Here is a 14,772-nt window from a genome sequence, read left to right as displayed (position 1 = left end):
CTTTCGGATTCGAGCAGCAAAAGGACGCAAAATGCGCCACCCCAACCTTGTGATCCTGTGCCTTCTGGGCACGGGTCTTCTGGCAGGCTGTCAGAAAGGCGTCAGCCGCGCGCAGGCCGACCGCGCCGTGGCCGAGGCTCAGGCCGTCGACCAATCCAACCTGACCGATATCATGCTGACCGTCGCCGACCCGATGGAAGCGGTGAACTATTTCAAGAACGCCCTTGCCGTCAGCCCCGACAAGATCGACCTGAAGCGGGGTCTGGCCCGCAGCCAATCGCGCGCGGGCCTTTATGCCGAGGCGACGGGGACGCTGGGGGATATCCTCTCTACCCCCGAGGCGACCGACGACGACCGGCTTGCGCTGGCCGATGTGCTGATCCGGTCAAACGAATGGGGCAAGGCCGAGGGGGTCTTGAACGCGATCCCCCCCACGGTCGAAACCTATGAACGCTACAGGCTGGAGGCCATGGTGGCCGACAGCAAAAAGGACTGGAAAAAGGCCGACAGCTTTTATTCGGTCGCCGTGGGTCTGACCAACAAACCACAAAGCATCCTGAACAACTGGGGCTTTTCGAAACTGACCCGGGGCGATGGCCCGGGGGCGGAAAAGCTGTTCCTGCAGGCCCTGACCTATGACAGCTCGATGTTCACCGCCAAGAACAACCTGGTGATGTCGCGCGCCATGCAGCGCAAATACGAGCTGCCGGTGATCGCCATGACCCAGGACGAAAAGGCCAAGCTTCTGTATACCGCCGGGCTTGCCGCCGTGAAACAGGGCGATACGACGACCGGCAAGCGGCTCTTGCAAGAGGCCGTCGACACCGCCCCAACCTATTTCGAAGAGGCCGCCCGCAGCCTCGCAGCGCTGGAGGGCCGTTAATGGCTTTGATGCAATCCGTCACCCTGTCCCTGGTCTTTTTGCCCTTCACCCTGTTCATCGGCCTTTGGGTCGCCTTGAACGACATGCGGGCGATGAAGATCCCGAACCGGGCCGTGCTGGCGTTGGTCGCGGTCTGGGTCCTTGTCGGCCTGGGGCTGGTCGTGTCCCTGTCGCAGGGCCTGCCTGGCATGACGCTGACCGATTGGGGCCTGGGCACCGCCCTGGGCATCGCGGTCCTGGTCGTGCTGTTCATCGCGAATATGCTGAACCTGATGGGCGCCGGCGACAGCAAGTTCGGCGCGGCCATGGCGCCCTTCTTCCTTTATGCCGACCTGCGGCTTTGGACCGGGCTTTTGGCCGCCTCGCTGCTGGCGGCCTTTGTCTTGCACCGCATCCTGCGCGCCATCCCCGCCATGCGCCGCGCGACGCCCGATTGGGCCTCGTGGACGCATCACAAATTCCCGATGGGATTGGCTTTGGCGGGAATGTTGAACTTTTACCTTCTGATCGCTCCTATTTCGTCACTTTTGGCGGGTAATTAAGGCAGGCCATATCAGGAGCCCCCGATGAACATGCAGGTCCCGCCCCAGGGCGTCATTCCTCCCTCGCAGCCCAAAACGCTGGACGAGGTCGGGATTTCCACGGTGATGATGCGCGATCTGCTGCTCAAGACCATGTTCCGGATGAACCTGGACCTGGTCTCGGCCCTGTCGCGTGTGATCTGCCTGCCGGTGCCCCTGATCCAAGAGCTTGTGGACATGGCGCGCCAGCAGCGTCTGTTGGAGGCGACCGGCACGCTGCACGCCAATTCCGGCGGCGAGATGGGCTATCAACTGACCGATGGCGGCAAGGCGCGGGCTTTGGACGCGCTGTCGCAGTCGGAATATTATGGCGCCATGCCGGTGCCGCTGGACAGCTATACAACCCAGGTCAAGCGCCAGTCCGTGCGCAACATGAAGATCACGCGCGACAATCTGATGAAGGGCATGGGCCATCTGATCCTGCCCGACGACCTGATCGGCAACCTGGGGCCTGCCGTCGGTTCGGGGCGGTCCATCCTGATGTATGGCCCACCCGGCAACGGGAAATCCAGTATTTCCAACGGCATCCGGGCCGCTTTGGGCGACAAGGTCTATATCCCCCGCGCCATCGAATATTCCGGCCAGATCATCACGGTCTATGACCCGATCGTCCATTCCGCCGCAGTCGAGGCGGTAGATGACCCGAACTCCCTGCGCCGGTCAGGCCCGCGTTTCGACAACCGCTATGTCATGTGCGACCGGCCTTCGGTGATCACCGGGGGGGAACTTTCGCTGGACATGCTGGACCTGAAATACAACCCCGTGGCGCGGACCTATCAGGCGCCCTTGCAGCTGAAATCCTCGGGCGGGATTTTCATCGTCGACGACTTGGGCCGTCAGGCAGAGCCGCCGCAAAAGCTGGTCAACCGCTGGATCGTGCCGCTGGAAGAAAGCCGCGACATCCTTTCCCTGCAGTCGGGCGAGAAGTTCACGGTGCCCTTCGACACGCTTGTGATTTTCTCGACCAACTTCCACCCGAACGAGATTTTCGACGGCGCGGCGCTGCGGCGGATCTTCTTCAAGATCAAGATCGACGGGCCCAGCCAGGACAATTTCCTGAAGATCTTCGCCATGGTCGCGCGCAAGAAAAAGATGCCGCTGGATGAAACCGCGCTTTTGCACCTGCTGAAGGTCAAGTATCCGACGATCAACAACAACTTCGCGAACTACCAGCCGGTGTTTCTCATCGACCAGATGATCGCGATTTGCGAGTTCGAGGGCATCCCCTATCAGATGACCCCCGACCTGATCGACCGCGCCTGGGGCAACATGTTCGTGCGCGACGAAAAGATCGCCAAGTAATCAGAACCAGCGCACGCCCGCTTCGGTCACAATCGCGTCCAGCTTTTCGTCGTGTTGGTCAATCGGCACCTCGTCCACCTCTTGCGCGGCAAAGGCGAAACCGATCACCGTGACCTTGTGGCGGGCGCGCAGGGCCTGGACGGTGCGGTCATAAAACCCGCCGCCATAGCCCAGGCGGTAGCCCCGCGCGTCAAAGGACAACAGCGGAGCGATCATCACCTGCGGCTCGATCCAGGGGCCATCCGCGGGGATCAGCGCGCCGAAATCGCCCGTCACCATCGTGGCATCCGGCGTCCACAGCCGAAACCGCAGCGGCGTCGCGGGCGCCAGAATCACCGGCACCCCCACCGGGCCGCGATGGCGCGCCATGGCGGGCAAAGGGTCGATCTCGGTCCGCATCGGCATGTAACCCGACAGCGTCAGGGTCCCGAACTCTGCCAGCACATCGGCCAACAGCTCGGCCGCCTGACCCTGCCCCCGGGAATAGGCCTCTTTGCGCCGGGCGAAAGCGTCCTTTCGCGCGGCTGCCTTTATCTCGTCCATCCTGCCCGTCCCCCGTCCGCGCCCAAATGCGCGGCCTCTGATGATCGAAATTCCGGCAGAAATTCCGATCAGCCATTGCCTGCAGCTTACAGAAAGCTGTTTCTTTTAAACAAGGGGGCTGCAGAAATTTACCCCACCACCGCCGACGCCTAAACTGCGCAAAGCGACACACAGGAGATGCCATGGCCGATTTGTTGAAAGGACAGGTGCTTTCCTTTGACGGCGACCCCTTTGCGGGGGGGGGCCCGCGTCTGGACGAGGCCGTCGTGATCGACCGGGGCCGCGTTCTGGCGGTGGGCGCCTTTGACGCCATGTCGCGCGCGCATCCAACGGCCCGCGTGACCGATTATGGCGGCGACCTGATCTCGGCCGGGTTCATCGACGCCCATGTCCACTACCCGCAGACCGCCATCATCGCAAGCTGGGGCAAGCGGCTGATCGACTGGCTGAACACCTATACCTTCCCCGAGGAAATGCGGTTCGCCGACCCGGCCTATGCTGGGGATGTCGCGGGCCGCTACATGGATCTGGCGCTGGCGCATGGCACGACGTCAATGTGTTCCTATGCGACGATCCATCCGGGGTCGGTGGATGCGTTTTTCCATGCCGCCCGGACGCGGGGTCTGCGCGCCTGGACCGGCAAGACCTGCATGGACCGCAACGCGCCCGAGGGGCTGCGCGACACCGCCCAAAGCGCCTATGACGACAGCAAGGCGCTGTTGCAGAAATGGCATGGGGTCGACCGGCTGTCCTATGTGATCACACCGCGGTTTTCGCCAACCTCGACGCCGGAACAGCTGCAGGCGCTGGGGGCGCTGTGGCACGAGAACCCCGCGTGCCTGATGCAAACCCACCTGTCCGAACAGACCGACGAGATCGCCTGGGTCCGCGCGCTTTTCCCGCAAAGCCGCGATTATCTGGACACTTACGAGGCGCAAGGCCTGCTGCGTGAAGGCGCGGTCTATGGCCACGCGATCCACCTGACGCCCCGCGAACGCGCCCGGCTGGAAGAGGCGGGGGCGGCGCTGGTCCATTGCCCGACGTCCAACACCTTCATCGGCTCGGGGCTTTTCGACATGGGGCTTGCGACGCGGCTGCGGGTGGGGCTTGCGACCGATACCGGCGGCGGCTCAAGCTTTTCGATGCTGCGGACCATGGCCGCGGCCTATGAGGTGGCGCAGCTGCGCGGTCAGGCGCTGCATCCGTCGCAGCTGTGGTGGCTGGCGACTTGCGGAAGCGCACGGGCGCTGCGGGCCGAGGGTCAGGTGGGCAACATCGCCCCGGGGCTGGAGGCCGACTTGGTCGTGGTGAACCTGAAGTCCACTCCGGCCATCGAACAGGCGACACGCCGGGCGGAAGACCTGTGGGAGCAGGTCTTTCCGACGATCATGCTGGGCGACGACCGCGCCATCCGGGCGGTCTGGATCGGCGGAACCTGCCGCTGACCGGTCCGCCTGCGCCCTAACCCTTTGTTAACCAACGCCCGGTTACGATGGGGAAACAGATGGGGGCATCATGGAACCAAGCGCGTTGCGAGAGCTTTTGACCCGGGTGGAAACCGATGCCACCGCGCGGGGCTGGGGCCGAACGGTCGAACAGCTGCGCCGGGTCATGGACGCCCTTGCCCCCGAGGGCAAGGTGATCCCGGTCGATTTCACCGCCCGCGGTGTCTGACCCTGCGGCCTAGTCCTTCGGGTCGAACCGCAACAGGCGCAGCGCGTTCAGCGTCACCAGGACCGTGGCCCCGGTATCTGCCAGGATCGCCAGCCAAAGCCCGGTCAGCCCCAGGATCGAAGTCACCAGGAACACCGCCTTCAACCCCAGCGCCAGGGCGACATTCTGCCGGATATTGGCCATCGTCGCGCGCGCCAACTCCACCAGGCCCGCAACATCGCCCACCCGGTCGCGCAGGATCGCCGCTTCTGCCGTCTCTAGCGCGACATCGCTACCCGAACCCATCGCCACCCCGATCCGCGCCTGTTTCAGCGCGGGCGCGTCGTTGATCCCGTCGCCGACCATCATCACCGCCTCCATTCCGCGGATATGGGCCAACTTATCCTCGGGCAGCAGTCCGGCGCGAAAGTCGATGCCCAGGGCGCCCGCCATGGCCGCAGCCGTCCGCGGATTGTCGCCCGTCAGCATGATGGGCACCAGCCCCAGCCCGCGCAGCCGATCCATCGCGGCGCGCGCATCCGGGCGCAGGCTGTCTTGCATCGCGATCAGCCCCAAGGCCACACCGGCGCGCAGAACGACGACGGTCGTCTTGCCCTCGGCCTCCAGCGCCGCCACCACGGCTTGATGGGCGCCAAGGTCGGGGACGTGCTGCGGGGCGGTCACTGCGACCTCGACCCCGCCGACCATGGCCGTGACCCCGCGCCCCGGCCAGGCCCGCGCGGCCTGCGCCTGCGGCAGGGCCAACCCCGCGGCGCGCTGCAAGATCGCCCGGGCCAGCGGATGGCCCGACCCCGCCTCGACCGCGGCGGCCAGGGTCAGGATCTCGGCCTCGGAGGAGGGGCCGAACGCGACGACATCGGTCACGCGCGGATGGCCTTCGGTCAGCGTGCCGGTCTTGTCAAAGGCGATGGAGCGCACGCCCGCCGCCGCCTCGACCGCCGCGCCGCCCTTCAACAACAGACCGCGCCGCGCCCCGCTGGACAGGGCCGAAGCCACCGAGGCCGGGACCGAGATCACCAGCGCGCAGGGGCAACCGATCAGCAAAAGCGCCAGGCCGCGATAGGTCCAGACCTGCCAATCTGCGCCAAGGGCCAGGGGCGGCAAAATCACGACCAGGGCGGAAAGCCCAACGATTGCAGGCATATACCACCGGCTGAACCGGTCGATGAAGCGTTCGGTCGGGGCGCGGGACTCTTCGGCCTCGGACACAAGGCGGATGATGCGGGCGATGGTGTTGTCCTCGGCCCCCCGCGTCACGGTGATCCGCAAGGCGGCCTCGGTGTTGATGGACCCGGCAAAGACCGCATCGCCCGGGGCGCGCAACCGCGGAAGGCTCTCGCCCGTGACCGGGCTTTCATCGACGCCCGAGACGCCCTCAAGGATGGTGCCATCGGCGGGGATGCGGTCGCCGGGACGGACCAGGATGACCTGGCCAATCTGCAGGGCTGCGGCGGGAACTTCGTGCAAGCCCCCCGCCTCGACCCAGGCCGTCTTGGGGACCAAAGCCACCAGCGCGCGGATGCCGTCGCGGGCCTTGGCCGTGGCCAGCCCCTCCAGCACCTCGCCCACCGCAAAGAGAAAGACGACGAGGGCCGCCTCTTCCGCCGCCCCGATCCACAGCGCCCCCAGCGCGGCCAGCGTCATCAGGCTTTCGATGGTGAAGGGCTGGCCCATCCACAGCGCCACCGCCGCGCGCCGCGCCACGGGGGCAAGGCCGATCAGGCAGGCCAGCGCAAAGGCCCCGGTCGCCACCTGCGGCATCAGCCAGGCCAGGCCCCAGGCCAGCACCAGAACCAGGCCCGAGACCACCACGAGGCGCCCCTTCCCCGTCCGATACCAGGGGTCCTCCCCCTGCGGCGCCGCCTTGGCCGCGATGCCATAGCCCAGCGCCTTCACCCGCGCCTCGATCACCTCGGGCGGGGTCGTGCCGGGCGCCAGCTGCAGCGTCAGCCGCTCGGCCATCAGCGCCACATCGACCCCGCTGACCCCCGGCAAAGGCGCCAGCGCCCGCGTCACCTTGGTCACGCAGGCGGCGCAATCCATCCCCGTCACCCGCCATTCCCGCCTGTCTTTGCCTGCCATCACATGCTCCTTGATCTGACTGAGTCGCTGTCGTAATCCCTATAGGGACTAGAGGTACAAGGGGGTTTCATGCTCTCCATCGGCAAGCTTAGCGCGCGGACGCGGGTCAAGGTCCCCACGATCCGCTATTACGAACAGATCGGCCTTTTGCCCGAAGCCGAACGCAGCCAGGGCAACCAGCGGCTTTACGGCACAAAGGCGCTGGAGCGGCTGGCCTTCATCCGCCACGCGCGCGACCTGGGCTTCGGGCTTGAGGCGATCCGCGACCTTCTCAGCCTGTCGGACCGCCCCGACCAATCCTGCGCCGAGGCCGATGCCATCGCAAGGGCACAGCTGGCCGAGGTCGACAGCCGCCTGTCCCGGCTTTTGGCGTTGAAATCAGAGCTGCAGCGCATGGTGGCGCAATGTGCGGGCGGGCGCATCGCCGATTGCCGGGTGATCGAGGTCCTTGGCGATCACGCCCAATGCGCGGCCGATCACACCGCCATCTGACGCGGACCACGGCGCGGCTGGCTGGCGGCGGCGGGGGGCTGGGCAAAGAACTCGGGCCGGACGACAGCATCGGCCAGGGTGTATTTGCGCAGCGTGGCGATGAAGGCCTCAAGCGCCTCGGTGGCCAGGTTGGGCAACCGGCAGGGCCGCGAGATGCGGCACGCGTTGCCGGTCAAAAAGCACTCGAACAGGCCGAAATCCGGCTCGGTGGCCAGGACGACATCGGCGATGTTGATCTCATGCGGCGGGCGGGCCAGCGCGAATCCCCCCTTGCGCCCCTTCATCGAGGCCAGGAACCCGGCCCGCGACAGGGCAAGCACCACCTTTTTCAGATGCCCATGCGAGATGGCGAAATAGGCTGCGGCCTCTTCGATTGTGACCCGGTCCGCGGTGTGGCCCGCCGCATAGATCAGCAGGCGCAAGGCGTAATCGGTGAAACTGGTCAGGCGCATCCGGGGTCTCCTTGGCGCCAAGATGAAGCTTTCATGTCGCAGGTCAAGGGCGGCCTCCTGCGGCATTTCGGCAAGGCGGCCGAAGCGCGGCACAAAAAGGATATTACATTTGACCCAAATCAAGGAGCCCCCCTGTCTTTGGCCCTAGGCAGGGTCCATGACCCGTTGCCCCCTGCCCCTTTTCCTGTGCCTGTGCCTGAGCCTTTTGCTCGGCCTGGCCGGTGTGCGGCCCGTGATCTGCCCGGGCGCGCCGGTGACGGCGGTTCAGGCCTGCGGCCATGACGGCGTGATCTGGCTGGATGCGCAGGGCGCCCCGGTCAAGCCCTGCGCCCATTGCGACCAAGCGCTTGGACCGCAGGTCGCGCTTTTGACCCCGCCGCCCGGGCCCGCCTTGCCCGCCGGACGCGGCCTGCGGCTGCGTTCCGACCCCGCGGCCCTTGCCCTTCCCGCCCCCCAACCCCAGCGCCGCGCCCGCGCGCCGCCCTTCGGGACCTGAGACCCATCATGACCCTGATCCGCCTTTCCCTTTGCCTTCTGCTGCTTGCGCTTCCGGTTCATGCCGAAAGCGTCCTGGCGAAATTCCTGCCCAAGATGGCGGCCTCCGACCTTGTGGCGGGCGCCGATGGCTTCGGCCCGATCCGCGATGACCTGGCCGTCGCCCCGGTGTTGAAGGGCGACACGCAGGTCGGCTGGGCCTTTGTCACCAGCGATTTCGTCGGCACGACGGGTTATTCGGGCAAGCCCATCCATGTGATGATGGCGCTGGACCTGACCGCCCATGTGACCGGTGTCAAACTGGTCAAACACTCGGAACCCATTGTCCTCATCGGCATCCCCGAGGCCAAGGTGACGGCCCTGGCGGACAGTTACATCGGCATGGACATGGTGGCCGAGGCCAATGACAACGGGTCGGGTCACAAGCTGGACATCATCTCGGGCGCGACGGTCACGGTCATGGTGATCGACGATTCCATCCTGCGCTCGGGGGTCAAGGTGGCGCGGGCGCTGGGGCTTGGCGGCCTGACGGTTCAGGTCGCCGCCGGTCCGCGGGCCGAGATTGACCCCATGGCCGAGGCTCCGACGGGGTGGCAGGCGCTGGAGGGCGACGGCACGATCCGCAAGCTGTCGCTGGATGTGGGTCAGGTGAACGCGGCTTTTGCGGCGCTGCCAGACCCCCGCGCGGGCCAACGCCCCCTGACGGAGCCGCCCGAGACCGCCTTTATCGACATGGAACTGGCGCTGGTGTCGCAGCCCGCGATTGCCAAGGCGGTTTTGGGCGCGGCAGAGGCCACGAACCTGACCACCTGGTTGAAGCCCGGCGAAAGCGCCGTGGCGATTGCGGCGGGCGGGCTTTATTCCTTCAAAGGGTCGGGCTATGTGCGCGGCGGCATCTTTGACCGGATCGTGCTGGTCCAGGATGACGTGACCGTCCGCTTCCATGACCGCGACCACAAGCGGCTGGTGGCGATGGCGCCCGGCGCGCCGGATTTCACCGAGACCGACCTGTTCCGCATCTCCGATCCCGCCTTTGACCCCGCCAAACCCTTCCGCCTGCAACTTCTGGTGCAACGGGCTGTGGGGGCGACGGAAAAGGCCTTCATCACCTTTGACCTGGCCTATCAACTGCCCGACCATTACCTGAAACCCCTTCAGGTTCAGGCCCCCCTTGTCGCAGAGCCCGGCTCCGAGGATGCCGCCCAAGCCGACCTGTGGAAAAAGATCTGGGCCGGCAAAACGGTCGAGATCGCAGGCCTGGCCGCCATGCTGGCCGTCCTGACGCTGGTCTTCTTCTTTCAAGGTTATGCGACGCGGCACGCCCGGGCTTTCCTGTGGTTCCGCATGTCTTACCTGACGGTCACGCTGGTTTTCCTGGGCTTTTACGCCAATGCCCAGCTGTCGGTCGTCAACCTCATGGCGCTGTTTGGCGCGCTGACCCAGGGCTTCAGCTGGCAAGCCTTCCTTCTGGACCCGCTGACCTTCATCCTGTGGTTCGCCGTCGCGGCCAGCCTGATCTTCTGGGGCCGCGGCGCCTATTGCGGCTGGCTTTGCCCCTTTGGCGCGCTGCAAGAGCTGACCAACCGGATTGCCCGCGCGTTGCATATCCCGCAATGGACCCTGCCCTGGGGCCTGCACGAACGCCTGTGGCCGTTGAAATACATGATCTTCCTTGGGCTTTTCGGCGTGTCTTTGGCGTCCATCGAACAGGCCGAACACCTGGCCGAGATCGAGCCCTTCAAGACCGCCATCATCCTGAAATTCGTCCGCGCCTGGCCCTTTGTGGCCTATGTGCTGGCGCTGTTGGCGGCGGGGCTGTTCGTCGAACGGTTCTACTGCCGATACCTCTGCCCGCTGGGCGGCGCCCTCGCCATCCCTGCGCGGATGCGGATGTTCGACTGGCTGAAGCGCTATCACGAGTGCGGTTCGCCCTGTCAGACCTGCGCCAATGACTGCCCCGTTCAGGCGATCCATCCGACCGGAGAAATCAACCCGAACGAATGCGTCAACTGCCTGAATTGCCAGGTGCTTTACCAAAGCCACACGAAATGCCCGGTCGTCATCCGGCAAGACAAACGCCGCGCCGCCGTCGTTCAAAACCCTGCATCGCGCGACCCGGCGACCCTGAAAAACCACCCCAACGTGAAAGGACAAGAACATGTCTGACAGCAAAGGAATCTCTCGCCGCGGCCTTCTGGGCGCCACGGCGACCGGAGCGGCGCTTGCCGGCGCCTTCGGCTCGCGCCTGGCGCTTGGCGGCGCCGGTGTTGCGGCGCTGACCGCCAGTGCCGCGCAGGCCGAAGAGGGCAGCTTCAACGTCGCCCCGGGGATGCTGGACGAATATTACGGCTTTTGGTCCAGTGGCCAGTCCGGCGAAATGCGCATCCTGGGCATCCCGTCCATGCGGGAACTGATGCGGGTTCCGGTCTTCAACCGCTGTTCCGCCACAGGCTGGGGGATCACCAACGAATCCATCCGCATCCATCAGCGCAGCATGTCCGAAGGGACCAAAAAGCTTTTGGCCGCGAATGGCAAAAAGGTCCATGACAACGGCGACCTGCACCATGTCCACATGTCCTTCACCGAGGGCAAATACGACGGCCGTTACCTGTATATGAACGACAAGGCCAACACCCGTGTGGCCCGCGTCCGTGGCGATGTGATGAAATGCGACGCCATCCTGGAAATCCCCAACGCCCATGCGATCCACGGGCTTCGCCCCCAAAAGTGGCCGCGCAGCAACTATGTCTTCTGCAACGGCGAGGACGAAAGCCCGCTGGTCAACGACGGCAAGACCCTGAAGGACGTGTCGACCTATGTGAACATCTTCACCGCGGTCGATGCCGACAAATGGGACGTGGCGTGGCAAGTGATCGTCTCGGGCAACCTGGACAACACCGACGCGGATTACGAGGGGAAATGGGCGTTTTCGACCTCGTATAACTCGGAAATGGGGATGAACACCGCCGAGATGACGGCGGCGGACATGGACCATGTCGTCGTCTTCAACATCGCCGAGATCGAGGCGGCCATCGCGGCCGGTCAGTTCCAGGAGCTGAACGGCGCCAAGGTGCTGGACGGGCGGAAAGAGGCGAAAAGCCAGTTCACCCGTTACATCCCCATCGCCAACAACCCCCACGGCTGCAACATGGCGCCCGACAAGGTCCACCTGTGCATCGGCGGGAAGCTTTCGCCCACCGTGTCGGTGATTGACGTGACCAAGCTGGACACGCTGTTCAACTCGGACGCCGATCCGCGGTCGGTCATCGTGGCGGAACCCGAACTGGGCCTTGGCCCCTTGCACAATGCCTTTGACGGCCAGGGCAATGTCTTTACCTCGCTGTTTTTGGACAGCCAGGTGGTGAAGTGGAACATCGACCTCGCCAAGCGGCTTTATGCCGGTGAAAAGGTCGATCCGATCCTGGACAAGGTGGATGTGCAATATCAGCCCGGCCACCTGAAGACCTCGATGGGGGAAACGCTGGAGGCGGACGGCAAGTGGCTGGTCTGCCTGTGCAAATTCAGCAAGGACCGGTTCCTGAACGTCGGTCCCCTGAAGCCGGAAAACGATCAGCTGATCGACATTTCCGGCGACAAGATGAAGGTCATCCACGACGGCCCGAACTTTGCCGAACCCCATGATGCCATCGCGGTCCATGCCTCCAAGATGGGCAACATCAAGTCGGTCTGGGATCGCAAAGACATCATGTGGGCCGAGACCCGGGCGCAGGCCGAAGCCGACGGCGTGAACCTGGACGACTGGCAGGACATGGTCATCCGCGACAAGGCCGATCCGACCAAGGTGCGGGTCTATATCTCCAGCCAGGCCCCGGCCTTTGCCTTGGAGCAATTCGACGTCACCGAGGGCGACGAGGTGACGGTGATCGTCACCAACCTGGATGACATCGACGACCTGACCCATGGCTTCACGATGGGCGGGCATGGCGTGGCGATGGAGATCGGGCCGCAGGCGACCGCCTCTGTCACCTTTGTGGCCGCCAATCCCGGGGTCTACTGGTATTACTGCCAGTGGTTCTGCCACGCGCTGCATATGGAGATGCGCGGCCGGATGTTCGTGAACCCGAAGGTGTGATCATGGTTCCGCCCCGGGTTCTTTTGCTGCTTTTGCTTGCCACGCCGTTGCAGGCAAAGGAAATTTCTGTCCTGCCCGGAGCGGAGACGCTGGGGGCCGCCATTCAGGCGGCGGCCCCCGGTGATGTGCTGACCTTGACGGCGGGGGTCTATGGCCCCGCCGTCATCGACAAACCGCTGACCCTGCAAGGCGCGGGGGCGGTGATCGACGGCGGCCATGTCGGCACGGTTCTGCTGGTGACGGCCGATGACGTGACGATCCGCGGCCTGACGGTCCGGGCCTCTGGCACGCGCGACGAAGAGATCGACGCGGGCATCAAAGTGCCCAAGGGCGTGGCGCGCACGGTGATCGAGGATTGCATCCTGACCGACAACCTGCACGGCGTCGACTTTCACGGCGCGGTGGATGCGGTGGCGCGGCGCAATGTGATCACAGGGCGCCAGGACCTGCACATGATCGAACGCGGCAACGGGTTCTATGTCTGGAACGCGCCGGGCGTGGTGATCGAGGACAACGACGTCCGCTATGGCCGCGACGGGATCTTTTCCAACGCGTCGAAAAAGGACACCTTCCGCCGCAATACATTTCGCGATCTGCGCTTTGCGATCCACTACATGTATACGAATGACAGCGTGATCGAGGATAATATCTCGATTGGCAATCACCTGGGCTTTGCGTTGATGTATTCGCGCCGGGTGAAGGTGCGCGGCAATATCTCGGTGAACGACCGGGATCACGGGGTCATGGTGAACTCGACCAACGAAAGCGACATCACCGGCAATCTGGTGGTGGGCGCGGCCAAATGCACCTTTCTTTATGACGCGAACAAGAACCTGATCGCGGGCAACCGGTTCCAGGGCTGTGGCATTGGCATCCATTACACGGCGGGTTCGGCGCGCAATGCCGTGACGAGCAATGCCTTTGTGGCCAACCGCAATCAGGTGAAATACGTCGGCACCCGCGATCTGGAATGGAGCCTTGAGGGTCGTGGCAACTTCTGGTCCGACCTTGCGGCCTTTGACCTGAACGGCGACGGCTTGGCCGACCAGGCCTTTCGCCCGAATGACATGATGGACCATATCCTGTGGTCGCAGCCCGCGGCCGGGCTTTTGATCGGCTCGCCCGCCGTCCAGTTGATCCGCTGGAGCCAGGAAAGCTTCCCCGCCACGCTCCCCGGCGGGATACTCGACAGCCATCCGCTGATGGCGCCTCTTGAAATCCCCCTGGCCCCGGAATGGGCCAAGGCGGCGGCCCTTGTGGGCGACCGCTGGCAAAAGGACCAAAGCCGTGACGCTGAAACTGCAGAAACTGACTAAGACCTATGGCGGGGCCAAGGCCTTGGACGGGGTGACATTTTCGGTCGCCCCGGGCGAAAGGGTGGCGCTTTTGGGCCATAACGGCGCGGGGAAATCCACGCTGATGAAGATCGTCCTGGGGCTGATCCCCTTTGACGGCGGCACGGTCAGCGTGCTGGGCGCCGCCCCCGGGGCGTCTCGTCAGGGCGTCGCCTATCTGCCGGAAAACGTGGCCTTTCACCCCGCCCTGACCGGAGAGGAACAGATCCGCCTGTTCCTTTCGGTGCGCGGCGAACCCCCGCGGCAGGCGCGCGACCTGTTGGCGCGCGTCGGCCTGCATGACGCGGCCTCGCGCCGGATCGGCACCTATTCCAAGGGGATGCGCCAGCGCGTCGGCCTTGCACAGGCGCTGATCGGCCACCCCAGGCTGTTGATCCTGGACGAGCCGACCTCGGGCCTGGACCCGGTCTCGCGGCGGGATTTCTATGCGCTCTTGGACGGGCTTTCGGCCGAGGGCGCGTCCATTCTGCTGTCCTCCCATGCCCTGACCGAGGTCGAGGCGCGCACCGACCGCATCGTCATCCTGTCGGGCGGGCGGCTGGTGGCCCAGGGCTCGATGGAGGGTCTGCGCCACGAGGCGGGCTTGCCTGTGGCCCTGGTCGTGACCCCGGCCACGGGTCAGGGCGGGTGCCTGGCGACCCATCTGCCCCAGGCCGAGAGGGTGGGCGAAAAGCTGGTGCTGTCCTGCCCCGCCAACCAAAAGCTGACCAACCTGGCCCGGATCGCGGCCCTGGGTCCCAAGGTCGCCGATGTCGACGTCATCCCCCCCTCGCTGGAGGATATCTACAGCCATTTCAGCAAGAGGGACGGCCAATGAGGG

At 64.9% G+C, this 14,772-nt stretch carries 14 protein-coding genes; 11 read left to right on the top strand and 3 right to left on the bottom strand.

Translation table 11 applies throughout. The features are described 5' to 3' along the window. The first annotated feature begins 31 nt into the window (after positions 1 to 31). The 3 genes from NX862_RS01265 to NX862_RS01255 are packed head-to-tail and all read left to right on the top strand — an operon-like array spanning position 32 to position 2,766. The gene (locus NX862_RS01265; protein WP_264492061.1) at positions 32 to 883 is read left to right on the top strand and encodes a tetratricopeptide repeat protein; all 852 of its coding nucleotides are present in this window, start codon (positions 32 to 34) and stop codon (positions 881 to 883) included. Beyond that, positions 883 to 1,425 (top strand): A24 family peptidase, encoded by a 543-nt coding sequence (locus tag NX862_RS01260; RefSeq protein ID WP_264492060.1) that lies wholly within the window; start codon positions 883 to 885, stop codon positions 1,423 to 1,425. Before NX862_RS01265 ends, NX862_RS01260 begins: the two co-directional genes overlap by 1 nt. Before the next feature lie 24 nt (positions 1,426 to 1,449). Next, positions 1,450 to 2,766, top strand: a complete 1,317-nt coding sequence (locus NX862_RS01255; protein ID WP_264492059.1) for a DUF8689 domain-containing protein — start codon at positions 1,450 to 1,452, stop codon at positions 2,764 to 2,766. Here the strand turns inward: NX862_RS01255 and NX862_RS01250 are convergent, their stop codons facing one another. After that, positions 2,767 to 3,309 (bottom strand): 5-formyltetrahydrofolate cyclo-ligase, encoded by a 543-nt coding sequence (locus NX862_RS01250; RefSeq protein ID WP_264492058.1) that lies wholly within the window; start codon positions 3,307 to 3,309, stop codon positions 2,767 to 2,769. A 182-nt stretch (positions 3,310 to 3,491) separates the two neighbouring features. Here NX862_RS01250 and guaD point away from each other — a divergent pair, with 182 nt between their 5' ends. Both guaD and NX862_RS01240 read left to right on the top strand, forming a co-directional pair. Next, positions 3,492 to 4,754, top strand: a complete 1,263-nt coding sequence (gene guaD / locus NX862_RS01245) for a guanine deaminase (protein ID WP_264492057.1) — start codon at positions 3,492 to 3,494, stop codon at positions 4,752 to 4,754. Positions 4,755 to 4,824: 70 nt separating this feature from the next. Beyond that, on the top strand, positions 4,825 to 4,983 hold the full coding sequence (locus NX862_RS01240) for a hypothetical protein (RefSeq protein ID WP_264492056.1): 159 nt from the start codon (positions 4,825 to 4,827) through the stop codon (positions 4,981 to 4,983). 9 nt (positions 4,984 to 4,992) lie between these two features. Here NX862_RS01240 and NX862_RS01235 read toward each other — a convergent pair whose 3' ends face one another. After that, positions 4,993 to 7,065: a heavy metal translocating P-type ATPase gene (locus tag NX862_RS01235; RefSeq protein WP_264492055.1), complete on the bottom strand. Its 2,073-nt coding sequence runs from the start codon at positions 7,063 to 7,065 to the stop codon at positions 4,993 to 4,995. Positions 7,066 to 7,134: 69 nt separating this feature from the next. On the opposite strand from NX862_RS01235, the gene NX862_RS01230 reads away from it, so the two are divergent. Beyond that, on the top strand, positions 7,135 to 7,557 hold the full coding sequence (locus tag NX862_RS01230; RefSeq protein ID WP_264492054.1) for a MerR family transcriptional regulator: 423 nt from the start codon (positions 7,135 to 7,137) through the stop codon (positions 7,555 to 7,557). On the opposite strand, the gene NX862_RS01225 is transcribed toward NX862_RS01230, so the two are convergent. After that, positions 7,542 to 8,009, bottom strand: a complete 468-nt coding sequence (locus NX862_RS01225) for an RrF2 family transcriptional regulator (protein ID WP_264492053.1) — start codon at positions 8,007 to 8,009, stop codon at positions 7,542 to 7,544. The two genes, NX862_RS01230 and NX862_RS01225, sit on opposite strands and share 16 nt — an antisense overlap. 157 nt (positions 8,010 to 8,166) lie before the next feature. Here NX862_RS01225 and NX862_RS01220 point away from each other — a divergent pair, with 157 nt between their 5' ends. Genes NX862_RS01220 through NX862_RS01200 form a run of 5 tightly spaced genes read left to right on the top strand, consistent with a single transcriptional unit; the run spans position 8,167 to position 14,769 of the window. After that, positions 8,167 to 8,505: a hypothetical protein gene (locus tag NX862_RS01220; RefSeq protein WP_264492052.1), complete on the top strand. Its 339-nt coding sequence runs from the start codon at positions 8,167 to 8,169 to the stop codon at positions 8,503 to 8,505. Between the two features lie 8 nt (positions 8,506 to 8,513). Beyond that, positions 8,514 to 10,670 (top strand): NosR/NirI family protein, encoded by a 2,157-nt coding sequence (locus tag NX862_RS01215; protein ID WP_264492051.1) that lies wholly within the window; start codon positions 8,514 to 8,516, stop codon positions 10,668 to 10,670. Continuing rightward, positions 10,663 to 12,597, top strand: coding sequence for a TAT-dependent nitrous-oxide reductase (gene nosZ / locus NX862_RS01210; protein WP_264492050.1), 1,935 nt, complete (start codon positions 10,663 to 10,665; stop codon positions 12,595 to 12,597). The genes NX862_RS01215 and nosZ overlap by 8 nt, the downstream gene beginning before the upstream one ends. Positions 12,598 to 12,599: 2 nt before the next feature. Then, positions 12,600 to 13,913, top strand: a complete 1,314-nt coding sequence (locus NX862_RS01205) for a nitrous oxide reductase family maturation protein NosD (RefSeq protein WP_264492049.1) — start codon at positions 12,600 to 12,602, stop codon at positions 13,911 to 13,913. Continuing rightward, entirely contained in the window at positions 13,885 to 14,769 is an 885-nt protein-coding gene (locus NX862_RS01200) for an ABC transporter ATP-binding protein (protein WP_264492048.1), read from the top strand. The genes NX862_RS01205 and NX862_RS01200 overlap by 29 nt, the downstream gene beginning before the upstream one ends. The last annotated feature ends 3 nt before the right edge of the window (positions 14,770 to 14,772 follow it).

This window comes from Stagnihabitans lacustris, from assembly GCF_025950525.1.
Classification (GTDB): domain Bacteria; phylum Pseudomonadota; class Alphaproteobacteria; order Rhodobacterales; family Rhodobacteraceae; genus Stagnihabitans.
The sequence above is the reverse complement of the archived record's forward strand: the minus strand, read 5'-3'. Positions and strand labels throughout refer to the sequence as shown.